The sequence below is a fragment of the Methylobacillus sp. DLP286 genome (assembly GCF_056636515.1).
This window is the reverse complement of sequence record NZ_CM153145.1, coordinates 769,613-793,894: the sequence shown is the minus strand read 5'-3', so window position 1 is coordinate 793,894 and position 24,282 is coordinate 769,613. Positions and strand designations below refer to the sequence as shown.

General features: G+C 53.7%; 31 protein-coding genes and 1 pseudogene. 10 read left to right on the top strand and 22 right to left on the bottom strand.

What is annotated here, in order from left to right; all coding sequences use genetic code 11:
* Positions 1-33: 33 nt before the first annotated feature.
* The 17 genes and pseudogenes from ACWXTG_RS03735 to ACWXTG_RS03655 form a co-directional block, all read right to left on the bottom strand.
* Positions 34-939, bottom strand: coding sequence for a hypothetical protein (locus ACWXTG_RS03735; protein WP_480220742.1), 906 nt, complete (start codon positions 937-939; stop codon positions 34-36).
* A 9-nt stretch (positions 940-948) separates the two neighbouring features.
* Positions 949-1,509 carry a phage tail protein I gene (locus ACWXTG_RS03730; protein ID WP_480220741.1) on the bottom strand — a complete coding sequence of 187 codons (561 nt, stop codon included), beginning with the start codon at positions 1,507-1,509 and terminating at the stop codon, positions 949-951.
* The gene (locus ACWXTG_RS03725; RefSeq protein ID WP_480220740.1) at positions 1,506-2,438 is read right to left on the bottom strand and encodes a baseplate assembly protein; all 933 of its coding nucleotides are present in this window, start codon (positions 2,436-2,438) and stop codon (positions 1,506-1,508) included. The genes ACWXTG_RS03730 and ACWXTG_RS03725 overlap by 4 nt, the downstream gene beginning before the upstream one ends.
* The gene (locus tag ACWXTG_RS03720; RefSeq protein ID WP_480220739.1) at positions 2,435-2,800 is read right to left on the bottom strand and encodes a GPW/gp25 family protein; all 366 of its coding nucleotides are present in this window, start codon (positions 2,798-2,800) and stop codon (positions 2,435-2,437) included. The genes ACWXTG_RS03725 and ACWXTG_RS03720 overlap by 4 nt, the downstream gene beginning before the upstream one ends.
* Positions 2,797-3,396, bottom strand: a complete 600-nt coding sequence (locus tag ACWXTG_RS03715; protein WP_480220738.1) for a phage baseplate assembly protein V — start codon at positions 3,394-3,396, stop codon at positions 2,797-2,799. The genes ACWXTG_RS03720 and ACWXTG_RS03715 overlap by 4 nt, the downstream gene beginning before the upstream one ends.
* 71 nt (positions 3,397-3,467) lie before the next feature.
* On the bottom strand, positions 3,468-3,920 hold the full coding sequence (locus ACWXTG_RS03710) for a phage virion morphogenesis protein (RefSeq protein ID WP_480220737.1): 453 nt from the start codon (positions 3,918-3,920) through the stop codon (positions 3,468-3,470).
* Positions 3,917-4,387 (bottom strand): phage tail protein, encoded by a 471-nt coding sequence (locus tag ACWXTG_RS03705; RefSeq protein ID WP_480220736.1) that lies wholly within the window; start codon positions 4,385-4,387, stop codon positions 3,917-3,919. Before ACWXTG_RS03705 ends, ACWXTG_RS03710 begins: the two co-directional genes overlap by 4 nt.
* Positions 4,384-4,641, bottom strand: a complete 258-nt coding sequence (lysC, locus tag ACWXTG_RS03700; protein WP_480220735.1) for an Rz1-like lysis system protein LysC — start codon at positions 4,639-4,641, stop codon at positions 4,384-4,386. Before lysC ends, ACWXTG_RS03705 begins: the two co-directional genes overlap by 4 nt.
* A pseudogene (gene lysB, locus ACWXTG_RS03695) lies at positions 4,523-4,885 on the bottom strand (Rz-like lysis system protein LysB); the annotation flags it as partial. The pseudogene lysB and the gene lysC, both read right to left, overlap by 119 nt.
* A 23-nt stretch (positions 4,886-4,908) precedes the next feature.
* The gene (locus ACWXTG_RS03690; RefSeq protein ID WP_480220734.1) at positions 4,909-5,712 is read right to left on the bottom strand and encodes an N-acetylmuramidase domain-containing protein; all 804 of its coding nucleotides are present in this window, start codon (positions 5,710-5,712) and stop codon (positions 4,909-4,911) included.
* Positions 5,709-6,032: a phage holin family protein gene (locus ACWXTG_RS03685; RefSeq protein WP_480220733.1), complete on the bottom strand. Its 324-nt coding sequence runs from the start codon at positions 6,030-6,032 to the stop codon at positions 5,709-5,711. The genes ACWXTG_RS03690 and ACWXTG_RS03685 overlap by 4 nt, the downstream gene beginning before the upstream one ends.
* Positions 6,025-6,216 carry a hypothetical protein gene (locus ACWXTG_RS03680; RefSeq protein WP_480220732.1) on the bottom strand — a complete coding sequence of 64 codons (192 nt, stop codon included), beginning with the start codon at positions 6,214-6,216 and terminating at the stop codon, positions 6,025-6,027. Before ACWXTG_RS03680 ends, ACWXTG_RS03685 begins: the two co-directional genes overlap by 8 nt.
* Before the next feature lie 2 nt (positions 6,217-6,218).
* Positions 6,219-6,422, bottom strand: coding sequence for a tail protein X (locus ACWXTG_RS03675; RefSeq protein ID WP_480220731.1), 204 nt, complete (start codon positions 6,420-6,422; stop codon positions 6,219-6,221).
* Positions 6,419-6,883, bottom strand: a complete 465-nt coding sequence (locus ACWXTG_RS03670; protein ID WP_480220730.1) for a head completion/stabilization protein — start codon at positions 6,881-6,883, stop codon at positions 6,419-6,421. The genes ACWXTG_RS03675 and ACWXTG_RS03670 overlap by 4 nt, the downstream gene beginning before the upstream one ends.
* Positions 6,884-6,989: 106 nt before the next feature.
* On the bottom strand, positions 6,990-7,694 hold the full coding sequence (gpM, locus tag ACWXTG_RS03665) for a phage terminase small subunit (protein ID WP_480220729.1): 705 nt from the start codon (positions 7,692-7,694) through the stop codon (positions 6,990-6,992).
* 13 nt (positions 7,695-7,707) lie between these two features.
* The gene (locus ACWXTG_RS03660) at positions 7,708-8,718 is read right to left on the bottom strand and encodes a phage major capsid protein, P2 family (protein WP_480220728.1); all 1,011 of its coding nucleotides are present in this window, start codon (positions 8,716-8,718) and stop codon (positions 7,708-7,710) included.
* Positions 8,719-8,754: 36 nt separating this feature from the next.
* A complete protein-coding gene (locus ACWXTG_RS03655; protein ID WP_480220727.1) occupies positions 8,755-9,570 on the bottom strand; it encodes a GPO family capsid scaffolding protein in 816 nt (271 codons plus the stop codon).
* 157 nt (positions 9,571-9,727) lie between these two features.
* Between ACWXTG_RS03655 and ACWXTG_RS03650 the strand changes: the two genes are divergently transcribed.
* The 3 genes from ACWXTG_RS03650 (at position 9,728) to ACWXTG_RS03640 (ending at position 13,833) form a co-directional block, all read left to right on the top strand.
* A complete protein-coding gene (locus ACWXTG_RS03650) occupies positions 9,728-11,482 on the top strand; it encodes a terminase ATPase subunit family protein (protein WP_480220726.1) in 1,755 nt (584 codons plus the stop codon).
* A complete protein-coding gene (locus tag ACWXTG_RS03645; RefSeq protein ID WP_480220725.1) occupies positions 11,479-12,507 on the top strand; it encodes a phage portal protein in 1,029 nt (342 codons plus the stop codon). The genes ACWXTG_RS03650 and ACWXTG_RS03645 overlap by 4 nt, the downstream gene beginning before the upstream one ends.
* Before the next feature lie 1,071 nt (positions 12,508-13,578).
* Positions 13,579-13,833 carry a hypothetical protein gene (locus ACWXTG_RS03640; protein ID WP_480220724.1) on the top strand — a complete coding sequence of 85 codons (255 nt, stop codon included), beginning with the start codon at positions 13,579-13,581 and terminating at the stop codon, positions 13,831-13,833.
* A gap of 275 nt (positions 13,834-14,108) precedes the next feature.
* Here ACWXTG_RS03640 and ACWXTG_RS03635 read toward each other — a convergent pair whose 3' ends face one another.
* Entirely contained in the window at positions 14,109-14,498 is a 390-nt protein-coding gene (locus tag ACWXTG_RS03635; RefSeq protein ID WP_480220723.1) for a helix-turn-helix domain-containing protein, read from the bottom strand.
* Between the two features lie 115 nt (positions 14,499-14,613).
* On the opposite strand from ACWXTG_RS03635, the gene ACWXTG_RS03630 reads away from it, so the two are divergent.
* The 7 genes from ACWXTG_RS03630 (at position 14,614) to ACWXTG_RS03600 (ending at position 19,680) form a co-directional block, all read left to right on the top strand.
* A complete protein-coding gene (locus tag ACWXTG_RS03630; RefSeq protein ID WP_480220722.1) occupies positions 14,614-14,934 on the top strand; it encodes a hypothetical protein in 321 nt (106 codons plus the stop codon).
* Entirely contained in the window at positions 14,935-16,047 is a 1,113-nt protein-coding gene (locus tag ACWXTG_RS03625; RefSeq protein WP_480220721.1) for a phage/plasmid replication domain-containing protein, read from the top strand. It begins immediately after the preceding gene.
* Between the two features lie 101 nt (positions 16,048-16,148).
* On the top strand, positions 16,149-16,370 hold the full coding sequence (locus tag ACWXTG_RS03620) for a major capsid protein (RefSeq protein ID WP_480220720.1): 222 nt from the start codon (positions 16,149-16,151) through the stop codon (positions 16,368-16,370).
* Positions 16,371-16,732: 362 nt separating this feature from the next.
* Positions 16,733-18,061, top strand: a complete 1,329-nt coding sequence (locus tag ACWXTG_RS03615; RefSeq protein ID WP_480220719.1) for a virulence factor TspB C-terminal domain-related protein — start codon at positions 16,733-16,735, stop codon at positions 18,059-18,061.
* Positions 18,058-18,339, top strand: coding sequence for a DUF2523 family protein (locus ACWXTG_RS03610; protein ID WP_309565288.1), 282 nt, complete (start codon positions 18,058-18,060; stop codon positions 18,337-18,339). Before ACWXTG_RS03615 ends, ACWXTG_RS03610 begins: the two co-directional genes overlap by 4 nt.
* Entirely contained in the window at positions 18,336-19,385 is a 1,050-nt protein-coding gene (locus tag ACWXTG_RS03605; RefSeq protein ID WP_480220718.1) for a zonular occludens toxin domain-containing protein, read from the top strand. Before ACWXTG_RS03610 ends, ACWXTG_RS03605 begins: the two co-directional genes overlap by 4 nt.
* A 40-nt stretch (positions 19,386-19,425) precedes the next feature.
* On the top strand, positions 19,426-19,680 hold the full coding sequence (locus tag ACWXTG_RS03600; protein ID WP_480220717.1) for a hypothetical protein: 255 nt from the start codon (positions 19,426-19,428) through the stop codon (positions 19,678-19,680).
* A 171-nt stretch (positions 19,681-19,851) separates the two neighbouring features.
* Here the strand turns inward: ACWXTG_RS03600 and ACWXTG_RS03595 are convergent, their stop codons facing one another.
* The 4 genes from ACWXTG_RS03595 to ACWXTG_RS03580 form a co-directional block, all read right to left on the bottom strand.
* Positions 19,852-20,016, bottom strand: a complete 165-nt coding sequence (locus ACWXTG_RS03595) for a DUF2158 domain-containing protein (protein ID WP_480220716.1) — start codon at positions 20,014-20,016, stop codon at positions 19,852-19,854.
* Between the two features lie 776 nt (positions 20,017-20,792).
* Positions 20,793-21,668, bottom strand: coding sequence for a rolling circle replication-associated protein (locus ACWXTG_RS03590; RefSeq protein WP_480220715.1), 876 nt, complete (start codon positions 21,666-21,668; stop codon positions 20,793-20,795).
* 366 nt (positions 21,669-22,034) lie between these two features.
* Positions 22,035-23,258 carry a type II secretion system protein GspD gene (locus ACWXTG_RS03585; protein ID WP_480220714.1) on the bottom strand — a complete coding sequence of 408 codons (1,224 nt, stop codon included), beginning with the start codon at positions 23,256-23,258 and terminating at the stop codon, positions 22,035-22,037.
* Positions 23,231-24,280, bottom strand: coding sequence for a zonular occludens toxin domain-containing protein (locus ACWXTG_RS03580; RefSeq protein WP_480220713.1), 1,050 nt, complete (start codon positions 24,278-24,280; stop codon positions 23,231-23,233). The genes ACWXTG_RS03585 and ACWXTG_RS03580 overlap by 28 nt, the downstream gene beginning before the upstream one ends.
* Positions 24,281-24,282 lie beyond the last annotated feature (2 nt).

Genomic DNA, 24,282 nt, shown 5'->3' with positions numbered 1-24,282 from the left:
CGTTTTACCCACGCATCCATGCCTAGCCTGGCTCTACACATGCAGGCGAGGGTACATGCCGACATTCCGGGCGCGCGTCTCGACGGACGTACGAGCAACCCGGCTGGCGTCAAAATTGAGCGAGGTTGTATTCGCCGAGACGGTGGTTTGAGGGCGTGCTCTGTTGACAGTGTCTTCGAGGCCAAAGACGCCATCCGTAGGCCCAGTATCAAATCGCAGCATGTCACTAGTAGCACGGCCAGTGAGGTTCTGCAGGGCGTCGAGCTGCCGCCCGCCCAGCGTCCTGACATTTGCAGTGTCAAGGTCAGGTGCACCAGCCGCCAAGCGGATGAATTGATTGCGAAGATCGGGCAAACGGAAGTTGCTGCCGTCGACATCGACGAACCAGTGAGCTCCTAGATTGGCAGCCCATACCGCCTGACTGACTACAAGGCCATTTTCCTGCGCGTAAGCCCACAGGCGCGCGTAGGCAGCCTTGTTTACCACGCCGCCTACTGCGTCGACTTCGTAGGGCATCGGGGTCAGCGTATGGCCTGCTATTGGTGCACCGCACAGTGGCGAGCGGTAGCCTTCGTAAAAGGCCGTCTCCACCCATGTCCAGACCTCGCTTGCCTCGATGACGATGATAGGGCCGAGGTCCTGCGTTGGCAGGTTGTTGATGGACCGGCCTGTCACTCCCGGCACGATGGCGGCATTGATCAACGCCTGTATCTGCGGCTCCAGTAGGTATTGCGGATGAGGATTGTCAGCTTCTTCATGGGTGTCCAGCCGCACACCCAGCGCTTCAGCCAAGTTCTTAAGGAACAGGGTGCGAGAGGCGAGCTGTTTGGCCTGGCGGTTGGCGATTGCTTCCTCGCCGTCGCCGCCCAAGGCGTCGTCGGTTTGTTCGATTTGGTAGATTCCCTCAATCCAGAGGTCTTGTTCGGGTAGGTTTGCCATGTGATTCCTCTAAATGTTGATGACGCCGTAGGTGTAGCTGCCGTCGAATTGCACGGTGCCGTCGTAGCGCCAGGCCGCTTGCTGGTAATCCAGCTTGGTCAGGTGGCAGCAGTTGCGCTTGACGGTGTTGATGGCCAGGAGCAAGGCCTGGGCATTGGCATTGCTGATCGGGCGCTGCAGGATGACTTTGAAGGTTGCCCATTGGGTAGGGCCACCGTAGCTGCGGTGGCCGTTGTATTTATTTTTGCCGTCATAGCGGAAATAGCTGGAGCGTTCGACCAATATGGCGTCAGGCTGGCCGTGGATGGACAGGATGCGCTTGATGGAAGAGGGCGTGCCCTTGTGCTCGTGGATATGGATAGACTCGTTGATGGCCTGGCGCTTGCGTTCTTCTGACCAGATTGAGTCCCAATCGTCGACCGACACAGCCCAGGCCAGCCATGGCAACATGACTTCCGGACAGGTGCTGCCATTCCAGAGATCGGGAATGACAGGCGAGTGCATGAAGCGCAGGGTGGTTTTCTCCAGGTTGCGCTCCAGCGGGGTAGTATTGTTGGGCAGCAGGCTCAATCTGCCACCTGGATAGTCGTGATGTTGATGCCGGTGCAATAGGCGGCCTGCAGTTTGCTGACAACCACCTGGTTATCGATCAGCTCAGGGCCGACGACGGTGATATTGGCGTGCTGAACGCCGGGCTGGTGCGCGGCTTTATCCAGGGCTGACATGCTGATGTTTTCATCCAGGATATGTGCCGCCTGGGTATATGCCTGCAAGGCAGCCTCGGCATTGGATTCAACCAATGAGTTGTCAGGGCCGGCGTATATGAACAGCTCGACATCCAGGCTGTAGGGGATGATTTCCGCTGCATGCACCACAACCTCTTCGGACAGCGGGCGGATTTCATCGGTGTTGAGTGCGTTGAAGACGGTATCCAGCAGCTCCTGGCTGGGTACGCCCGAGTCCAGGCGGGAGAGGATAGTCACAACCGTGGTGCCCGGTTGCGGAGTGGTAGCCGTGGCTGATTTCACCTGGCCGGAGGCGGTGCGCGCATGGAATATGTATGCCTCGGTCGGGCCTGCGGTGGAATAGCTCTCTGGCTTGAGCGCTACGCGGTTGCGGAAGTCGGTGTCTGATTCCAGCTGTTCCTCGATCGGCGGGATGGCATCCGGGTCGGCCTCAACGATGACAAGCCGGGTTTCGCCGCGGTAGTAGGTGAAGGCGATGTGGTCGAGGTTGCTGCCTGCGGCTTTTGCCAGCAGCAAGGCGCGCGCTTCGTCGTTGTAGCGCGAGCGCAGCAGCAGCTCACGGTATGAAAGCAGCTCGATGAACTTGACCAGCGGCTCCGACTCGAGCGTCAGTGTCTGGGCGATATCGGCTTGGCTGATTGAGGGGTAAAGGCCGACCAGGAAATCCTTGTTGGCTTGAATGATGTCTTCAAGGTCCAGCGTTTCGATAATATCTGGGTCCGGCAGTTCGGCGAGGTTGATGGCGGTTGTCAACGCAGACCTCCGATTGGGATGTTGAGGGTGAGGGTGTTGCCCGCTTGTGGGCCGTCCTTGCGGATAGACTCCATCGCAATTTCGAAGCGGCCCTTGTTTTCCGTGTCGATATAGGTGGCTACGTTCCTGATTTCGATGCGTGGCTCCCATTGGGCCAGCGCCATGACGGTGGCCGCCTTGAGGCGCAGCATGTTGGCCTCATGGCCCGGATGGTCGATAAGCTCGGGCAACAGCGAGCCATAGTTCCTGCGCGCAATGCGGGTGCCAATCCGGGTGTTCAGGATGTCCCGGCAGGATTGCCAGATGTGGTCGATGCCGGTGAGGGTTTTCCCGGTGGCCGAATTCATGCCGGTGTAGCTCATTGGTTGGGCGCTCCAGTATTGCCACCGCCTGGCTCGACGCCGCCATGCGTATGTCCCTTGAGGCTGACGCCATCGGCAATGACATCGCCGGTAATCACTGCCGTGCCTTCATCGCCACCCTCGCCGCGCATGCCGTTGGTGTAGGTCAACAGATCGTTGACGGTGAGCTTGCCGTTGACGATGACTTGCGGGCAATCGATGGTAATGGTGCCGGAGGCCTGCACATGCACAGTTGCCACAGCGGTGATGTCGAGATGGCTGGTGGCATGGTCGTACATGACCCTTGCACCATCGGGGAAGGTGACGACATGCTGGTTTGCGTCTTGGCTGGGGGCAGGGCTCACATCGGCATACAAACCGACCAGGACAATGCCCGCGGCGAGTTCGCCGCTCGGAGAGAATACGATGCATTGCTCGCCGATATCAGGGGCCGACCAGGAGCGGGTGTTGCCAGCCCGGTTCGTGATCCACGGCAACCAGCTTGTTTTCAGGTTGCCGGTCTGCACGCGGCAACGCGCATTCTGGAGGTCCAGATCGCTAACGGTGCCGGTGCGGATGATGTTGGCGAGTTGACGGGATAGCTCTGCATAATTCATGCAGCCACTATAACGAGGCAGTTTGCAGCGCTGGTGTGCGGCTTGTTCTGAAACTCGCGCTTAGAACATGATTATTTCGACAGGTGGGTGATAACGGTGTCCTGGACCATTTCGATGTCATCGGCAGTAAAGCCCATCAGTCGGCGGCTAGGATACTTGGCAAAAACCTGCCGGCGCGCATTCACACGGTCGCGAAGGCCGAGCTGGTGAACCCTGGCAATTTGCTCTGTACGCCCGGTGAATAACACCGTTGCAGTGCTGTCGGTCGCCATGGTCTTGAGGTGTTTGGTGGTGCGCATCTTGCTGAACATGGTACGCCGGATCCTGCTGCGCTTTTTTCTGGCTTGGGGCTTGCGGGGCTCGAACGGCGAGCCGTCCGGGTTGCGCTGGGAGGCGATGCGTTTGGCCTGGCTCTGCCGGAGTTTGCTGGCAAGCTCCCGCGCCAGCCGGCGCCTTCTGGTAGGCGCGAGGCTTTCAATCAAGCCCTGGAACGGTGCGTTGATTCGGTCTAACGGATCGCTCATGGGGGGCACGTGCCGGAAGATACTTCGATTGGTCCGGTGAATGCAGCCCAATCGATGGGGCCGGGGACATCATCAATAGATGGCTCGCCGCAATGATATGTCTTAATTGCTTCATCCTGCAGGCGAGTGACGACGTTTTCGGTAAGCTCGATCGATACCTGGATATCGGCGGTTTGATTGGTAAGTATTTCTGCTTCAAATGCAATTTTTCCGTTGGGCTCGCCGGTCAGGATGTCGGGCTGGTTTGCGCGCAGCCAGATAATGAGCGGGACCATCAGTTGATCGGCATGGCCGTTGAAATCCAGCAGTACCAGGATGAGCCTGTAGTGATAGACAAACGAGGGGTTGCCGCCTTTGGTGCTGACCAGCTGGCCGGACTCAATGAAGGTCAGGAAGTCGTCCGGACGGTTGCGCAGAGTGGGGACTTTATCCTGCAGGAAGTGACGTAGCGATTGAGGCTTGTTCATTGTGTCTTAAGGCGTTGTTGGCAGTTGTAGACCATATCGACCTGGCTTGCGCATTCATGCCAGGCCTTTTCGGCGTTATCTAGGGCTTTGCGCAGCTCGCCGTTGCTCCTGGCCTTGTTCGCTGGCAGGGTGCAGCGGGTCACGTCCGGACAGCCATTGTTCATAATCTTCGGCGCCGGTAAATGCCGGGTGCTGTTGCAGGCCGACAACGTCGTCAGGAAGAGGAGTATTGCTCCATAGCTTGAGGGCTTCATTTTCATCCTCCAGGCGGGCGATGGTTTGGTCCCGGTCCGCCATGCTGGCATTGACCTGGGTGATTCTCTGGCGAAGCTGGGTTTGAGCGCGCTGATTGTTCTGGTTGAGCTCGTTCAAGGCGTTGAGGCCTTGTTGCATGGCGTTGATGGTTTGCAGTGCTTCGTCGCGCTCGTAGGTGAGGGTTGCCTGTTCTGCCTTGAGCGCTTTTATGTAGAGGCCGGAGCCTGCCAGCGCAGCAACCATGACCGCCCCGATGATGAGCTGGTTCATGCGGCGGCCTTTTCGCCCAGGCTGGCATAGCGCTCATAGGCACGGGCTAGCTTGACGTCGTAGAGGTTGGCCTTGTAGTTGGGGCCATTGTAGATACGGGCGAATTCTGCCCATTTCTTGCCCTTCAGCGCCTTGTGCAAGGCCGGATCGGTTTCGATGAAGCGGCAGAAGGCGAAGAATTGTTCATCCTCGCTGGCTTTCATTTTGGCGACGAAATCATGAATGCTGCTGTAGCCCAGGCGCTGCCAATGGAAGCCCATGATCTGGAAGGCGCCCCAGCTGCAGGACTCGAGTGCGGCTTCAATGTCCACGTGCTGGGCGGATGCAAGGCGCATGTATTCGGCGCTCCCTCCCTTGTAACCGCCTGGACGGGCATTAACCATGGGGTTCTTGGCGGCGATGGCGTCCGCATCCTTGCCTTTCGCCTCGAGCTGGCGGTACATGATGTGGCGTTCGTACAGGATGACGGGGCGGCCATCTTCCAGGAAGCCGGCGCCGCGGCTCTCGACCTCGTTGACGGCCAGGATGGATTCGACGGCTACATTGAGACTTTTTGCCGCGGCCTGGATTTCAGACATGGTCAGGTAGCGCGGGTCCTTCTCGCGCTTGATCAGTGTCTGCAAGGTCTTGGGACCGGCAATGCCGTCGACCACAAGGCGCATGCGCGCCTGGTAATGCTTGACTGCGGTTTCCGTGTCTTCGTCGAACAGGGCATCTTGCTTGAGCTTGTATCCCTCGATCGAGAGTAGGTGTTCTAGCTGGCTGACAAGATCGCCGGTGGAGCCTATGCGCAAGTTCATTTCGGGTCGACTTTCGAGAAGAATTTCCAGGTGGCCCATCTTTCCATGAGGAAAATGGCGCGGCTGCCGAGGTGGCCGCTGATGCCGACCAGGGCCGCGGTGATGAGCGGGTTGATGTTTGCCGCTTCTGCCAGCCAGAAGGTCAGGATGCCGGCAAAGCCAGAGGTGACGATCTCGCCGATGAATTCCGCAATGTTGCAAGCGCGTGCCTCACCCTGGCGGACCTTGTTGATGAAATTGACGATGCCGCCCCATGCAGCCAGCGCGACTATCCAGGCGTAGGTGATCATGGTGTAGGTTGATGGGTCTTTATCAGGCATGGCTTTGCTTCTCTCGAAGTTCATAGTCATCTCGGCAGTTGGTGTCGCAGAAACGGGCAGGGGAAGGCACCCCTTCTTCACAGTTGTGGCATTGGCCCGTGTACTCCAGCTCTGGCTTGCGGAACTTGAGGGAAAGCTCACGGGCCTTGGCTTCCAGCTCGCTCGCGGTGTCGTAGATATCCATGCTCAATCCCACAGTTGAATCGTTTGTTTCGGTTGTTCGGAGGCTGCGTCTGGTAGCTCCACCATGGTGCCCAGGGGTAATTCCAGGGGCTGGAAGGCCAGGCCCTGGTTTGCCAATAAGACTTGCTCGACCATGCCCTCGGTACGGCCGTAATATCTCCAGCAGAGGCTGTCGATGGTATCGCCCTGCAGGGCCATGACTTTCATACGAGCTCTACCACAGTGCGTGGCTTGCCCTGGATTTCGCTGATGGCCCAATAGGCATCGCGGCGCAATTCGTCTATGGTGGGTTCGCTGTCGTCTGCGCGCTGGTTGCCGGCATTGGTGGCGTCATACCCTTTGTAGCGCTCGTGGAGCGTGGCGGCGGCCAGGCAATAGACCGCCCGGATATAGCGGTGGTAATACTTGCTGTTGCCGTCCACCTTTTCAGCGGGGATATCTTCCAGGAGGAGGTGTCCTGCGGCGCGTTGCGTCGCTTTCCAGGCGGCTAGTTGCTCGTTGACGCTGATGACGGCTTCGATGAGTTCATTGCGTAGCCGCTCTGGGGTAATGGTGCCATCCAGGCGCATGGCAATGCGGCAGGCAGATGGACTGATCGCCGGGAAGAATCCATCTCCGGCGATCTCGATTCCATCCTGCTGTGTGCTGCCTGTGGCGCTGAATGACATGGTGGTATAGGGGCTCCTGGTTTGATGGTGGGGAAGGTGAAGCGGGTGAGAAAGGGAGACAAACTACCCGGTTCACCTTCCGCCATCAGCTGCGGGACACGCTCGTTTAGGCCGATGCTTGGGCCAAGTTCTTGACAGTGCTCTGAAGCCTTTCAATATCTTTAATTACGCCGACTTTCGGGTTTAATTGATAAGCACGTTGGAAATTCTCAAGTGCTTTATTAAAACCCTCTTTTTTATCGTTGATTTCGATAGAATTTTTGCTGGTGAGATCAAACAAGCCAAGGCCAATGGCTTTGAAGAGTTTTGCGCGAACCTGGTCGGGCATATCCGACTTTTCAGTGAGTTCGGCGATTTTGTTGAGGCTGTCGATATCGATGCCTGACTCGCGCTGCTTCAGCGATAGATCGGCTGACTCTTCCACCAATACAACAGGGAGTTGGCGCTGATATTGATCAGGGAGGCTGAGGTTGTGCTTAATCGCATATTCCGCCAGCGGCAAGGCTGCCTTGATGTCACCGGTATCGATCAGCCAGACCAGAATGGTGGTCAGTACGATGTCCTGAGCGCCGCTATCGCCCTCGATCACGCCAGCGATCCAGTCGGCATATTGGCCTACCATTTCCGCCTTGCGTTTGGCCTTGAGCTCCTGGGACTGGATGGTCTTGAGGGTACGGCGATCCTCAGCCAGCCGCGACAGTAGGAGCTCGTACTCAGAGGCATTCTCGCGGGGGCGTTCTGCCTCTTGTGCTGGGTTGCTACCACGCGCAGCGATTGTGCGCAGGTAATGGCGGCGGGCTGGGCTTGTCATAGAGTCTATTTCCTTATGCGGCTAAGGTGATGTTTTCGGCCAATGCACTCAGGCCGTAATCTTCCACCACGTACGCATCGTTGCTCGACTCGTAGTTTTCAATACGGTCACGCTTGGCGTTATCGACGATGGTGCGGCGGCGTGCGCCTTCCTGGTAGTAGATGCTCAGGTTGTCGAATCGGGTCACCAGAATGGCATCTTCAGGGAAGAAGGGCACGGTAACCGCTTGCAGGCCACCGACACGCTTCTGGCTCATGACGACTTGGGCGGCCAGCTGCTCGGTTGGAGGCTGGGTGTTATTGACCAGCGGGAAGTACTTGTCAGCCATCAAACCACGGCCAAGGATGCAGACCAGATCGGAATCGTTGCGGTACCAAGGATCGATCAGGTTGTTGACCATGTCGAACACCAGGGCGTCGAGGTTCTTGAATTCCTCGTTTGCACCAATCTCGATGACGCCAGAGGCTGCCACTACTTCGGTCATGACGCGCTCAGGGGCGTTATCACGTAACTTTTGCAGCCAGCCCTTGTTTACATCCTGCAGCAACGGGTTATTCGCCTTGTTGCTGGTTGCTGCGCGGCTGGTACCGTTGAAGCCGATCATGATGCGATCGAGCGCCTGGCGCTTGAGAATGACATCGCGGATGCGCGTCTGGAAATCGGCAAATTTGGCCCAGGCATCCAGCAGAGCATAGCGGATGTGGGTGTCGAAATTGGTTTGGGTGCAGATGTAACCCTGTGCGTCCATGACGGTGACGTCAGTTGTCAGGCGGTCTTGTAGTTCTGTGTTGGTCGTGCCTGCGATAGGGCTACCGACACCAAGGCCGAGTTTTTCGCCTTGCTGTTCCGTGACGCCAATGATGTTGACCCGACCCAGGAATTCAGCGGTGTCCTGCATCTTGGTTTCCAGCTTTTGCTGGACCGATGGGTCGACAGCGAATTTCTTTTCGGCTGTGGGCACGCCGCTCAATGCCGCGATCTGTGTCAGATACGCGTTGAAGAGTTCTCGTGTTTCGTTACGCATGTTTTTTCCTCAGTTTATGGCGGGTTGGCGTGGGTCTCAGCAGTCGGTCTTGGCGATGTCGCCGCCGCCCGTAGCGGTTGGTCGGGTTGGTTGTGCAGGCGGCTTGGGTTCTTGGCTCAGTTTGCTGGCCAGGGCGTTGAAATCCTCTGTGACCTTTTTTAGATCAGCTTCCAGCTTGGTGACCTTGTCGCCCATTCCGACAAGCGATGCGAATTTTTCCAGCAGAGTCTTCTGGCTATCGGCAACCGTGGTGATGGCCTCGCTGAATTGCTTGAGATCTTGCTGGTTCCCAGCCTGGGTGACGCCTAACAGCTCCTTGACGCGATTGAGCAGCTTCAAGCCCAGGCCGTCATCGGTTTTGGTGGTTTCTGCCTCGATTTCGATGGGAGTTTCAATCGCTTCGGAGAATAGGTTTTCGGGCTGCAACTTGCGACTGCTGAACAGCTTGAGAGCTTCGGTGCCGAGCGAGGCTGGGCTATCTGTTACGCCAAGGCCGGCCAAGTAAGCCTCGCCAGAGCCTGCAAAATTGGGCTGGATTTCGATGGAGCTATAGATTTTCTGGCGAGCCTTGTTGATGCCGACCATTTCTTCGGTGACGTCCAGCTTGGCGAACAGGGCTAGCTTCTTCTTGCCGTCAATCTCGATTTCGGCTGAGTGTGTTTCCAGTACGTCACCGTAGGCGCGGAATTGGCTGTCAGGCAGGATGCCGCGGATATGCTCAAGCCAGATACGGGCGCCATACTTGGTGCGGTCATAGTTCCGCCCCATTTGCTCGATTTCCTCGCGCTTGATGGTGCGCCCATCGATGGTTTGACCTTCAACGGCAACTCGAACTGGTTTGGTAACTGGCATTGTTGACCTCGTGGCTTGTTGATGAGCACTGGCTGTGCTGTAAATGAGGACATGATCAATACATGGGATAGCGAATTCAACGCTGGCTTGTTCTAAGCGCGAGTTTCAGAACATAAGGACAGGGCTTGGGCATAAACGCTCTTGCACAATGCCCTGCATGTCACAAGTGATCGATATCAATCCGCGTATCCAGGCCAGGCTCATGTACTGGCAGGGATACCGTATTTCGCATATTTCTCGGGTGCTGGGCGAGAAGGTGCCTACGCTGCACAGTTGGAAGCAGCGGGATAAGTGGGATGAAACCTCACCTCTGGAGCGTGTGGAGGCGTCGATCGAGTCCAGGTTGATCCAGCTCACCTTGAAGGACCAGAAAGAGGGTAAGGACTTCAAGGAAATAGACTTGCTGATGCGTCAGATGGAACGTGCCAGCCGCGTGCGCAAGCACGAGAAGACGGGTAATGAGGCGGACCTGAACCCAAACGTGGCCAACCGCAACAAGGGGCCTCGCAAGGCTCCCAGCAAGAATGCGATTACGGAAGAGCAGGAAAGTCGGCTGATTACGAGTTTCAAGGATGGGCTATTTGATTATCAGCGCACCTGGTACCGCGCCGGCTTCAAGGAACGGATCCGTAATATCCTCAAAAGTCGCCAGATCGGCGCCACTTGGTATTTCGCCCGCGAAGCATTCATCGATGCCCTGACGACTGGCCGCAACCAGATTTTTCTCTCAGCCAGTAAGGCCCAGGCGCATGTGTTCAAGCAGTACATCATCCAGTTTGCGCGGGATACGGCAGATGTCGAGCTGAAGGGCGACCCGATCGTACTGCCCAATGGGGCCACGTTGTATTTCCTCGGCACCAACTCCAAGACAGCGCAGAGCTACCACGGCAATCTCTATGTGGATGAGTACTTCTGGATAAACAATTTCCAGGAGCTGCGCAAGACCGCTTCTGGCATGGCGGCGCACAAGCATTGGCGCCAGACTTATTTCAGCACACCGTCTACGCTGAGTCATCAGGCCTATCCATTCTGGGATGGTTCGCTGTTCAACAAGGGCAGGCCAGAGGCTGAACAGGCCAAGTTCGATGTTACGCACGATGCGCTGGCGAAGGGCCTGCATTGCGGCGACGGCCAATACCGTCAAATCGTCACGCTGCTAGATGCGATGGAGGGCGGCTGCAACCTGTTCGACCTCGACCAAATACAGAGGGAATATAGCCCGGATGAATTTCGCAATCTTTTCATGGCGATGTTCATTGACGACAGCGAGAGCGTGTTTTCCCTGGCTGCGATGCAGAGTTGCATGGTGGACAGCTGGGCGGAGTGGGATGACTTCAAGCCGTTTGCGATCCGGCCTCTGGCTTATAAGGAGGTGTGGGTCGGCTATGACCCAGCCTTGACCGGGGATAACGCCGGGGTTGTGGTGGTGGCGCCGCCGGAAGTCCCTGGCGGCAAATTCCGGGTGCTTGAGCGACATCAGTGGAAGGGCAAGGATTTCGAGGCGCAGGCCCAGGCCATCAAGAAAATATGCGAATCGTACAACGTCACCTATATCGGGATTGATATCACCGGCATCGGGTATGGCGTGTATGAGCTGGTCACCAAGTTCCACCCCAATGTGCGGTCGTTCTCCTATAACCCGGAAGTCAAATCGCACTTGGTAATGAAGGCTCAGAACGTGATCAACAAGGGACGGCTGGAGTTTGATGCCGACTGGAAGGATCTCGCCCAGGCTTTCATGGCCATCAAGAAAACCATTACCCCAGGCGGCAGGCAGGTCACTTTCACTGCCGGGCGATCCAAGGCTGTCAGCCATGCTGATATCGCCTGGGCTCTCATGCACGCGCTCGCCAATGAGCCATTGGACGGTGCAAGTTCAACCAGTAGCAGCATTATGGAGATGTCAGAATGAGTAAAGCCAGAGTCAAGACCAGGGACAACAAGCCAGCACAGGCCGAGGTGTTCACCTTTGGCGATCCGATTCCCGTGTTGGATAAACGCGAGATTATTGAATATCTGGAGTGTGTGCCATTCGCCAAATGGTACGAGCCGCCGATATCCCTGGATGGGCTGGCACGCTCGTTCCGATCCAGTGTGCATCATGCCAGTCCGCTGCTGCTGAAGCGCAACCTTTTGGTTCGGGCGTATATTCCCAACAAGTACCTGAGCAAGGCGGACTTCAGCCGCTATGCGCTGGAATATATGATCTTCGGCAATGCCTATGCCCAGGCCATCGAAAACAGGCTGGGCGATCTGTTGCGGCTCGAGATACCGCTCGCCAAGTACATGCGACGTGGTAAGCAGCTCGACCAATTTTTCTTTGTCACTGGATACAAAAATGAGGTCGAGCTCGAGCGCGGATCGGTGTTCCATTTGATGGAGCCTGATATCAACCAGGAGGTGTACGGCTTGCCAGAATACATCCCAGCCCTGAATTCAGCCTGGCTCAACGAGGATGCGACCTTGTTCCGCCGCAAATACTATCGGAATGGCAGCCATGCTGGCTTCATTCTCTACATGACCGACGCGGCGCAAAAGGAAGAAGACATCAACGCTTTACGGGAGGCGATGAAGAACTCCAAGGGGCCAGGCAATTTCCGTAACTTGTTCATGTATGCTCCAAACGGGAAAAAGGATGGCATCCAACTCATCCCGGTCAGTGAGGTGGCCGCCAAGGATGAGTTTTTCAACATCAAGAACGTGACGCGTGACGACCAACTGGCGATGCACCGCACGCCGCCACAATTGGTTGGCGTGGTACCGTCCAACAGTGGAGGCTTCGGGGACATCGAGAAGGCATTCACGGTCTTTGCAGTGGCTGAGATCGAACCTTTAATGGAGCGCCTGCAAGAGATAAACGACTGGCTTGGGCTTCCTGTTATCCAGTTCAACAAGCCATCGATAGGGTTGAATCCAGAGCCTGCCATGCCCTTGTGATAATCACTATCATTTGCATCAATCACGATCCACCGACCAGGTGGATTTTTTTTGCCTGTCGCGACCCCGCGCGCGCCGTCGTGACCCCGCCGCGCCTGCGCGCTTGATGCCTTAAAAAATATGCACGTGCATGACCCTGATGAAAAGCCGGGCGAGTAGTGGGCTTGCGGAGATGGTCGGGAGAGTTCTTTTATGCAGACTTATGCGCGCTACTTATGCAATTCATACGAAAGACTTTTTCGGAGGGAATCTCATTAAAAAAAGAGTTGGCCTCGGGAAACATGTAACATCTGTAACCTGGAGATTTTTTATTATGTAACATGCTGAATAAATTGAATAATTTAGGTTACAAAAAAACGTAATTTTATGTAACCTCAAATGTAATATTTTTCTATGTTATTGATTGTTAATAATTTAATTTTTATAAAATATTACTTTTCTAAGTGTAATCTGGTTACGTTGAGATTACATAAAAGTTACGTTTTCCTGATTTGGCTTAGAGCCAGTACTGACGCGGCTTTTCGAAGTTTTTTCCTTAACAGGTTACAGATGTTACATGTTTCCCGAGGCCAACTTTTTTTTGTGAATGACAACCAGACAAAGTACTTCCGGAGGGGATGTTGCGTATATGCCGAAATAAATTTTGAGGTGGGTAAGGGGTGGGGTAATCAATAATTCGAACTCATAATTATCTATTTAGATCATATAGATAAGTAGCCAATGTGAATGTCACCGCTTCCGCCAGTTTCCTTTATATGTTTTCAGGCTCTACCCCATTATCGGGGGATACGCACTCACTAGACTCGGTTAATCACACCGTTCCAACCGCACTGAGCCAAGACCCGCATGCGGTAATTTTCAAAGTTCCTGCCTGTATTGAGTTCAGAGGGGAATGCCGGTGCTACGGCGATGAAGGCGAACGGCTGGATGTATCAGAGAGTGCTTGCCGGTCTGGTATCGAGCACCGTTGGGCTGGTCGCGGCATGCCTGTGCAGCCGCCGACGACGAGGAACGAGGAGGAGAAGGTGTAACAGGCTTGCCCGGTAACCGCATTTGTAAAACAATCCGGGCATGATGATCCTCGTAACAGGCTTAGTTGTTATCGCCGTTTGCTTCCTGCTGTGGCGTTTATTGTTAAATCCGGGTGCTGATCAGCGCCCGTCTTCGTTTCTAGACTTTCAAATGCAGCGTCTTGTCACTGCTTGTCGTGGTGACAAGGAAAAAGCCCGTAGACTGGTCGAATATGAGCGCAAGCTCAATCCAAACCTTCGCACAGGTGTTGCCATTCAGAATGCTATTGATCGTTTGGAGAAAGACCGCGGTTGATTGCGGGGGTATGGGGGCCGCTTTAGGCTCCCATGTAGACTGACGGCATTTCCAGCGCTCTGAGGCGTTTTCCCGCGTGAATTGATATCCCAGTACCAAGCTGGCCGTTATAACGCGCCCTGTAGACAATAAAAAAGCCCCGTTTGGGGCTTTTGTGTTTTTGCGGCCGCAAGATCTCGCTGCCGGATCCTACAGAAACTTTACGTGCCAGTTACACGTAAAGTATCGCTCATTTTTGAGCAAACGGCGTTTGGCCCTCCTGATCCATCTACGCATTACTTCGTATAATGTGGCGTAAAGTCAATAACGGCGGGGGTTTCAAGAGTGTTTCCAGCTGCGTACGCGGTGCCGTAGGAACCTGTGAAGCCCGGCAACACTAGCACCAAACTTATCCACAACACCGCCATCGAAAAAAAACGCTTAAAATACAAAGCCTTATTTTCATTTTTAGCGTTTTTTGCTTCAACTTGAGCAATGATGCTTGATGGACTTTCCCCTAGAATTTCGGCGATCCTAAAGCAAACATACACGTCGGGGTGTTCCCTTCCTTTTCTGTAGCTTGTTAGTCTTGCTTGCCTGATATCCAATTCTTTAGCTAAGGCGTAATCGCTTGATACACCTAGCTTTTCCTTGCATTTATCTAGCATTTCTACAGTTTCCATCATTAGCTCCTGTTTCATCCTCACATAATACTTCGAATTTCCGTATTGACAACGTTCGATTTTTAGAATTATGCTTCTCCTACTTCGAATTTCCGAAGCACCTACAGAGGAAACCAAAATGCGAGTACATGCGATAGGCGTATCAAGATCATCAGGCAAGGCCCGCGACACTGGCAATAACTACGACATTGCTGAGTTGTATTACCTGCGCCCGATTGACCAAGTCCAGAACAACAACCGGACAGTGGTAGGGGCAGGGCAGCAACAAGGCACCCTGAATGTATCCCCGGATGCTTTTTCCAAGTTCTTATCCATCACTTTTCCCCGGTCAGGTCTTTTCCTTGACCTGACGATTGAGAACATCCCAGGCCGCTTTGGTCGTGGCATGGATTCTCAAGTCGTCGATTTCAAGATTGTCGAGTCCTCAAAGGCTGCCTAAATGTCTGGCGCGTTCTGCGACTGGCTGAGTTGCTATCAAAACCACGGCGGGGGCGGGCTTCCCGTCCTCAACGATGGTTGCGTAGCTCAGTTTGAGGCTGATGCAGTCAAGCAATTCATAGACCCGGAAACCGGCGAATTGCGGACGATCTTCGATACGTCCGCGATCGAGTGGACAACCGACCGTCACTTCAATTACGAGGGAAGCTACGGGACAAAAGTGAGGATTAAATGCGATGGGCATCGAGTCAGTTTTGACGGGAATATTGGCCGTTGGGGCCGCCCCGATAACGTGTTTGGTTTTAGCGTCCTGGCTTGTATTGACCGGGCTAATGCAATTCTCGACATCATGGGCCTCCCTCCGTTCACACATGAACGGAACATTCCAACGAGAGGCGATGCTTACATTGCAAACGGCTGCGTCATTACGCGGGTCGATCTCACCAAAAACTATGCAGCAGGTTCCCCAAAGAACGCTGCGCGACTCATCCATTATTTCGCCGGACAAGACTCTGGACGCCGTGCCAATGCCAAGCAGTACGGCGAAAACGGTGTGACCTGGGGCGAAGGCTCCAAGTATTGGTACGGCAAGATGTACGTCAAGGCCGACTCGCTCGGCGATGACGTATCAGATGAGGTTAAAGAATGGGTGCGCGAACAAGGGATAGTGCGCCATGAAATCAGTTTGAAATCCCGCTATCTGACACAAAACGGCCTTAGACACATTAACGACTGGAAGCACAACCATTGGGTTGTGTGGGACGAAGAGCTAAACGAGGTGCCGACCATGGAAAATGTCGTATACAACAGATTTTCAGACGTACTCAAGCGCGGGCAGGCAGTCCGCACCCCTCTGGAAGAAATCCCCGGCAATATCGGCAGGATTGCGCGTGATTGGCGCTCTGGTGTTGATGTGTGGGGTGATACCAATTATGCCGAAAGAACCCGCCGTAACTGGCGTAAACAGCTATTGCAATACGGCATAGACATCAAGCAGCCCAGCGCCGCAACCCGCCTCAATATCCGCTTTGAAGTGATTGAGCTTCAACAAGCCCAGGCCCCGGAATGGTACTGGCAGCAACAGTTCAAAAAGCCTGAGTTAAGAGCGGCTTGATGTATTACCACCCGAATTTCTGCCCTCCGTGGCCCAAACCGATCAACCCAAAAGGGGAGAGCGCTGCCAGTCGCACACTGGTAACTATTGGAGATTCAAAAATGAAACCTTTCAATGCTGCTAAAAAGTATGGCCGTCAGGCTTCCGTGGCTGTTGGCGCTGTTGTTGCCACTGCTTCCATGTCCGCAATGGCAGAAGTGCCAACCGCTGTGACAACCGCCATCAGTACCGCCGTTGAAGATGTGGGCACGATTGGCGGTCTGATCTTGGCCGTGATTGTCGGTATCGCTGCCTTCGCCTGGATGCGTAAGCCCTTGCACTAAAATGGCCTATCTCCACAACAATCTGTGTTTTGGAGAAGTGGAGCAGCTATATCAACATATGGCTGCTTCATGTCCCGTTAGCACTACCGATGGCAAAGCCATTACCTGCACACCAACGCAAACCGGTTATTCCATCATCACAAGCGATGGCGCGTTTAGTCGCCAGATCGACGTCACCCCGCCCCTGATTGAATGCACTCCCCAATATGCCGATGCCATGCAACTAGCGTGGCTCTGCATTGGTGTCATCATTGCCGCTTGGTGTATGTCCATTCTCAAAAGGCCAATCAGATAATGCCCATTGACCTCTACGCCCAAGCCATTGTTGCTACCCTCATTATCGCCGCCTTGGTACTGACAAAATGAAACTCCTAGCCCTGATTCCCTTGCTCCTGATCGGGGCAACTGCTCAGGCTGCCACCATTGAAATCGGCACGCCGCAATATATCCGCCCGGTCGGGGACCAGCTCTACTATTTCCCAGCCGATGAACGCGCACCGCCTCGGCCCGCTTGGCCCGGTATGGAAAACAACGCCCGCGACATCAATGCACCGACCACAAAAGGCCGTGTTCCTATCACGGTTAATCAGAAAACCCCGGTCAGCTTGAATAAGCTGGCAGGTCCTGCACTCAACCTGGCTAAACGTGTTGGGCCGTTGGGGCTAGGTCTCACTGCTGCGGGTCTACTATGTGAGTATTCCGATATCTGCTCTGGTCCGTCTGATCCTGACGATCCAGCTTCCGCACCCACTTGGACATTGACCGATCCTGCCAGCAAGCCCATGCCCTACATCCGGTTTGCTACCAACACCCAAAACGGCCGCTATCCCTACCGGGAGTTCTCGACCTACACGGAGGCCTGTGATTTTATGGCGCCGCTGACTGCGACAAGCAATGGGTTCGTCATGGTATCTATCCAAAGCTGCACATTGTCGAATAATCAAGTATTAATGACGATTCTAGACACTAAGGGCAATACTCAAGGCATATTTGGCCCTGCCACTCGTATTTGGAACTGCCCGGCTACTCACACCCTGAACGGCGCGACCTGCCAGCCAAACAACCCTGATAGGCGTTTGCCAATCCCGCCCAATGAATGGCCTGGCCCTGATGACGTGCCTGAACTCAATACGCCGGACATCATCCCTGATCTGATTGATGGTGGTGAGCCTATCCCGGTGGAAACGCCTGAAATCGACCCTAAGACCGTGCCTAGCCCTGCCGGCTCTACCACTGAAACGATACGGAATGGGGCAGGGGAGCCAATCGGCACTAAGACTACAGATACAACGGTTACGGTCACGCCTGCCGGCCCTACCACGGTCAATATCACTGAAACCACCACCATCACGGAAACCAACATCACCAACAATACGACCACCACTACCGTGCAGGATACGACCCTGCCAAACGATGAAGATCAAAGCGAGAAGCCTAAAGAAGACCAGGACATAGAAATCGATAATGTCCAAGACAAGGATTTAGATCGTTTCGAAGTGCCTGATACCTTCGATTATGAATCTTGGGGCGGTGGCTCTTGTCCCGGTGATCCTGCTGTTTCCGTCCTGGGTAAATCTGTGACGATACCCGTTCATACCGTTTGCGATGGCCTCACCATGTTGCGGCCAGTCGTTCTCATCATCGCTTTCCTAGCTGCTGCTTACATCATTTCGGGAGCGCTGCGCACATGAAATTCCTGCTTGGAACGTTCTTCACAGAATCTGCCGGGGCCATTGCCAAGCGAATGCTGGCCGGCGCCGGTGTCGGTGTCATATCCTATATCGGCATTGCAACGGCCATGGAACGGGCGATCTCCTTTGCCCAGTCGTCCTATGCTGGTTTAACTGGCTATATTGCGGCTTTCGCTGGCCTTGGTGGAGTAGGGGAGGCCTTTGGTATTGTTGCGGGCGCTCTGGCCTTCCGCGTGACTGTCTTGAGCATGTCCAAGATCGGTGTCATTCCTAAATGATTACCCTGATCACCGGCCAGCCGGGCAACGGCAAGACCTCGCATGTGGTGTGGCATTACATTAGGCCAGAGGTGGAAAAACGCGTGGTGTACTACTGCGGTATCCCCAAACTGACATTGCCAGCCATCCAGATCACCAGAAAAGAGCTAGAGCGCTGGCATGAGCTCGAACCCAAGAAAAACCCCGATGATGAAGATGAAATCCAGCTCTTGAAGCATTTTGAAGAGGGCGCATTGATTGTGGTCGACGAGGTGCAAAAGTCGTGGAAGCCAGCAGGCACGACGATGGAACCCTACATAGAATATCTATGTGAACATCGACATCATGGTTTGGATTTCGTCATCATGACGCAATACCCGCATTTGATTCATAAGACCGTCCGGGCGCTGGTCACTAAGCACATCCATATCCGTAGCACGTGGAAAGGCCGCACGCTCAACGAGTGGCCCGAATGGCAGGAAAATCCCTCCACCAAGTCCGCCATTTCAACAGCGACTATCAGCAAATACACCATTCCTGCCGGGTCGTTTGAGTTGTACGAGTCTGCCAGCCTGCATACCAAGGTCAAACACAGAACGCCGTGGATGTTTAAGGTGTTTGTGGCCATGCTCATCATTATTCCGATCTTGGGCTATAGCGCCGTTAGTCGGGTCATGGGCAAGATGGGTATATTTAAGCAGGAAGAAGCAGTCGAAGTCGTTCAGGAACAGCAGGCACCAGTCATTACCCAAACCGTGACCGCGATGACAGCGGAACAGGTCGAGGCGGAAAAAGCCAAGCTGCAAGAGCAGGGACAAGAGGGCGTGCAGCCCGATCAGGAAACGGTAATAGTGACCAAATCTCTGCGCCTAGTCGACTCCACGGTTGCTTGGCCTGTTGTGGCCGCCTGTGTCGAATTCCGGGGTGAATGCCGTTGCTATGGCGATGAGGGCGAAAGGCTGGATGTGTCAGAGAGTGCTTGCCGGTCTGGTATTGAACACCGTTGGGCTGGGCGTGGTATGCCTGCGGAGGCGACAACGAGGAGGCACGACGAGGCGGAGACATAGCAGGCTTGCCCGGAAACCGTATTTATAGAACAATCCGGGCATGATGATCCTCGTAACAGGCTTAGTCGTTATCGCCGTTTGCTTCATACTGTGGCATTTATTGTTAAATCCGGGTGCTGATCAGCGCCCGTCTTCGTTTCTAGACTTCCAAATGCAGCGCCTTGTCACTGCTTGCCGTGGTGACAAGGAAAAAGCCCGCCGACTGATCGAATACGAGCGCAAGCTCAATCCGAACCTTCGCACAGGTGTTGCCATTCAAAATGCTATTGATCGTTTGGAAAAAGACCGCAGTTGATTGCGGGGGTATGGGGGCCGCCTGAGGCCACCATGTAGACTGACGGCATTTACAGCGCTTAGAGGCATTTTTCCGCGTGAATTGATATCTCAGTACCAAGTCGACCGTTTTAACGCGCCCTGTAGACAAGAAAAAAGCCCCTATTGGGGCTTTTGATTTTAAATTTTGAAATTAAAGATCTAGTCCAGGAATTGGAAAAATTTCTTCATGTACATTCCCTTTGTCATCGAACCATTGAGCAAGCACTGCATTATCTTCCTCATAAATGTCTTTGACTGTCATCTTAGGGCCGCCGCTTTTTAATACAACAACCGCCCCGATTGCAATATCTGCCATAAGTACGTTCCTTGTTTTTTTACGGAAGCTCAACAATAGACTTATTACATATCAACTGCAAGATTTTAACTTTACGTGCCAGTTACACGTAAAGTATCGGCAAAAAATTGCCATTTTCATCCTTGAGAGGAGACGCCGCATACGCATCCTTAATTTCGTATAATGTGTGTTATGTAAAATCAATGGGCAAGTCATTATCATCGACCTGGCTGAAATCAAACCTCATTTGAGGGCTTGGATTAGACATGACCTCTTCCAAACGCCTGCCGCTAACGATGCTCAGTTCGCAATAGTACCGGCACACTGCATTCACTAGTTCCTGTTCATATCCCATTTCTACCAGCCTCAGCTTTTCCTTGAATACATATCTGTAGTATCGACGGCGTTTTACTTTCGAGTGCCGCTCAACACGAATCACCCAATATAAGTGCCTTAATTTGGTAGCCCAATCCGGGACATCAACATAATGTGACTGTTTTGGCTGATAACTCATTTCTACGAGCGATTTTTTTCTTGTTGTTGATACCTTACCCTTAAGACGTCTTTTTAAATGCGTCTGAAAAGGCCTATATATGGCTTGTTTTAAGGAATGGTTATAAACAGCCTAAATGTAGGCTATATGTAACCATTTCCGATTGACCAGGGAATTTTTCCCGGTCAGAATTGCATTTGAACGTCCGCGATGTGTGAAAATACATCTCCGATTTGTCTGATGCTGGATGTTCCCTCAATCTCCTAAGCGCAGACGTTTAGGAGATTTTTTTATTTATAAAGCTTCAAGCTGGCATTGGTGAAAAAGATAACTTCAAATTTCTCGCCCCCGATAGCCATAGCAACGTTCGATCCCTGGATTGCATGATTTGAGCCGGGAAGTCTTCGAGGCCGTGCAACATGGCGATGTCGAAGGCGTCCTTGATCATTTCCGTGATGTTTTGGGAGCCTAGCCAGTGCTGGGTTATCTCGGGCTTTGGAGCGCCCTTACTTGACCAGTAGCGCTTGCTGGAGTGTTCGTGCATATCGAAGCATTTATCCAGGTACTTTGTGAGGTAGCACGCGAGCTTAGCGCTTTTCCAAGTGCCTTTGGGTTGTCCAAAGCGTTTTCTGGGGCCGACGACATCAACTTGCCCCATGACATCCTTGCCAGTAGCCCCTAGGCAGCCTAGGACTTTATACCAGCAGGTGCGCATGTATTTGATGTCCTGACGGCCTTGGACGGCTAGATGCAAGTGCCAGGCACCGCGATCCTGACGTTCCCTAGCTGCAACATATTTCCAGTCTGGATACCTGGCGAGCATTAAGCGCCTGAATTGGTCGAAATCGCGTTTCAATTGCTCGGTGTCTTGCATGTTGTCACGGTAGGTCAATGTCACCAGGTGATCGGCCTTGAGGCGATGCACTAGCCACCTGATGCTTTGCTTGGCTCTACGAATGGCGCGGGTTTTGTTTTCTTCATCCTTACGCGCCCTTTCTTCCTCTGGCAGTTCTGGCTTGAGTGATTCGGGCAATGGAGCTTTTCTCAGGCCATGGGAGCGGCTACGAGCCAGTTCCAGCATATGATTTACGGGTTTTACTGTTACTTCAATGACTTCCGGGAATTTACGGACAGTCATTTTAAAGCTTGCATCTATTCCATGTGCTACACTATTCAGCATGTCGAGTCAGTTCCTTCAAGATGGTGATTCGGCAGGGCTAGACGGTTGCACCCGGACTAGCCCATTTTTTTTTGTCTACTACTTCCCTACCCTTTACTTCTTGTGCCCTATTCCTCGGGCGTTTCCCTCTTCTTTTCCGTTATGTGTCCGTAAGATGAATCTAGGCGCGCTGCCGCGCGCTACCGCGTGCGGTCAGCGCACCTTGACTCTCAGCAAGCGGACTGCATGTCCTCGTGCCGGACGACGGCACGACCCTAAAGGGCAAGGGACAGCATGCAGCCGGGGTAACGCCTGGGTTCCGCTTCGCTACAGCCCTCTCGGGCCTCAAATCGCCCAGGTGACGAAATTGATAGGCCATGGTCTGCATTACAACCGTTGAACCTGCATGACTAGCAGGATGTCGCTTTTCTCATCCGAATCAGTGTTGGCGTTGAACAGGCGAGGCAGGAAGCCCAAGCCCTGACGCTGTTTGCTTACCCTGGATTCATTCAGGCCGCCGAGCAGGATCAATTCCCCGTCCCTGGTGTTCACTACCGTCTTGATTTCACGTTTTAGCAGGGTTGGCGACTGATTCACGCCTGTTGTTGTGGGTTGGAAGCTGGATATTTGTTGCGTGATGTCCAGCTCAATCGTTTCAGCGAGGATTTTAGGCGTGATTTCAAGAATGACGCCTGACGGCCTATAGATGATGGACTGGACCGGGTTACCGTTGTTAGTTTGCGTGGTCGAGCTAATCGTCGGCGTTTCCGTGCCCACGCTAAACCGGGAGTTCTTGCCATTCTTGACCCGCAGCGATGGTGCACTCACTTGCTTGAAGCGGTTATCCGAATCAAACGCGGAAATCAGGACTTCGATATTAGGAAGGGACAATTTGAGCTGGTTGGATTGAGTAGCGCCATTGTCGACCGTGATGCCTAGCCTGGAATTAAGCAGGCTAACCGCTGCCGAGATAGCGTTCACATCGCGCACGGTGTTGGTGACTTCATAGATATAGGCTTTGACGACGACTTCATTGGACGGGCGATCCAGTTCAGCCAGGATGGTTTGCAGCATGTCCTGCTTGTTTTCATCGGCACGATAGAAGACGACATCATCGGTAATGGCCTGGACTTCGGCACCGGCAAACTTGAGCAGCTCCCCTATTTCCCTCTGGTCCCGGTATTGAGGCCGGTAGGAGTAAACGGGCAGGTCAGAGGGCAGCGCGGCTTGTGGCTGTTCCTGGATAGGCTGTTCATGGTCGATTGACGCGGGCTGAATGTCGCCTGGCAGCGCTTGAGGCGTGGCAGCGTATGCCTGATTTCGAGTCAGATATAGATACTCCGAGCGCTCCTGCAAGGTGATACCGTTTTGTTCCAGGACGTCAGCCACCAGGGATTGGAGCTTGTCTTCTTTCGCGGCCTTGATCGATACGGTAATGGTGCGGCCATCGGTCAGCACATCGGGCGACAGGATGTAGTTTTTCTTGATGATGCCCTTTAGGACGGTTTGGGCAAATTCCGGGATGGTGACGGCCGCGAATTCGAGATTGACTTCGGCTTGGGCCAAGAACGGGAATGTGAGAATTAGGATTCCGAGGGCTTTTTGTACCATGATTGACCGACCTTATAATAAGTGCCGGTAGCGTCTTTCCTGGACTCCCAGGACTCGAGCACTAATCCGGCTTTTGTGGTGATGATGAAATGGTCGCCCAGGTCCATCAAGCCCTTAATTTCCTCGATAGAGGCAGCAGGCACAGTGGCGATGGTTTGAGGCTTGACGTTGTTTGCGTGGCTGATCCAAGAGAACAAGGCAAACACGGCGATGGACACACCGGCAAAGGCATTGATGGCATATGACCAGCGTTGATAAAAGGACATATAGCGCCCTTTGAGATGCCAGGGGCTTAAAACGGTAAAAGCGCCTGTGACTTGCGCTTGATATTCCTTGACCTGGCGCTTGCCTGACTGATCGATGATGTAGCCTTGCAGCGTGAGGTCCCGTTCAGCCTCATCCGTAAATACCTGGTCAGTGTTATAGGCATCATAAAGCTTGTTGCCGCGATACCACCAAGTATCAACCTTTGGGGAGTAGTCTTGCTTGCCGTACCTGACAATGCCCATATGAATTTGAGGCAATCTACCTTTCAGGCCGAGCAAGCGAAGGAAAGGGCCAAGAAATGGGATGCTGAGTCTATCAGTGCGCTTGCAGACAACTTTATGCTCAATGAGCGCCCTTCTCGCCTGGGCGTCTATGGACTCGATGTCCTGAGTGATGAAGAGCGTATGCCAATGGTTTTTGCGGACATGGCGCAGGTATTTGATTACCTGATCCCTGGCTTTGCCTTGCCACTCTCGGGAGTTAAGAAAAACGGCGAGCTCATCGAGTGCGACGAGGCCAAACGTGCTTTCATCGCGGCTTGCTGATGCCATACCAAGAGCCCAAAGATCATCGCTACTAGGAAAATCCGGAAGTCTGACATGCGTTGCCCTTGAATTTGGAGGAAGGAAGTTTTCCGGGTAAATGTCCATGTTGGTTGCTACTGGCAGACCAGCCGCGAGGAAGTCCATGATCTTTCCCGTAGAAATAATGGACTTCCCTGCACCCAAATCCCCTGTCAATGTCCAATTCGCCATGG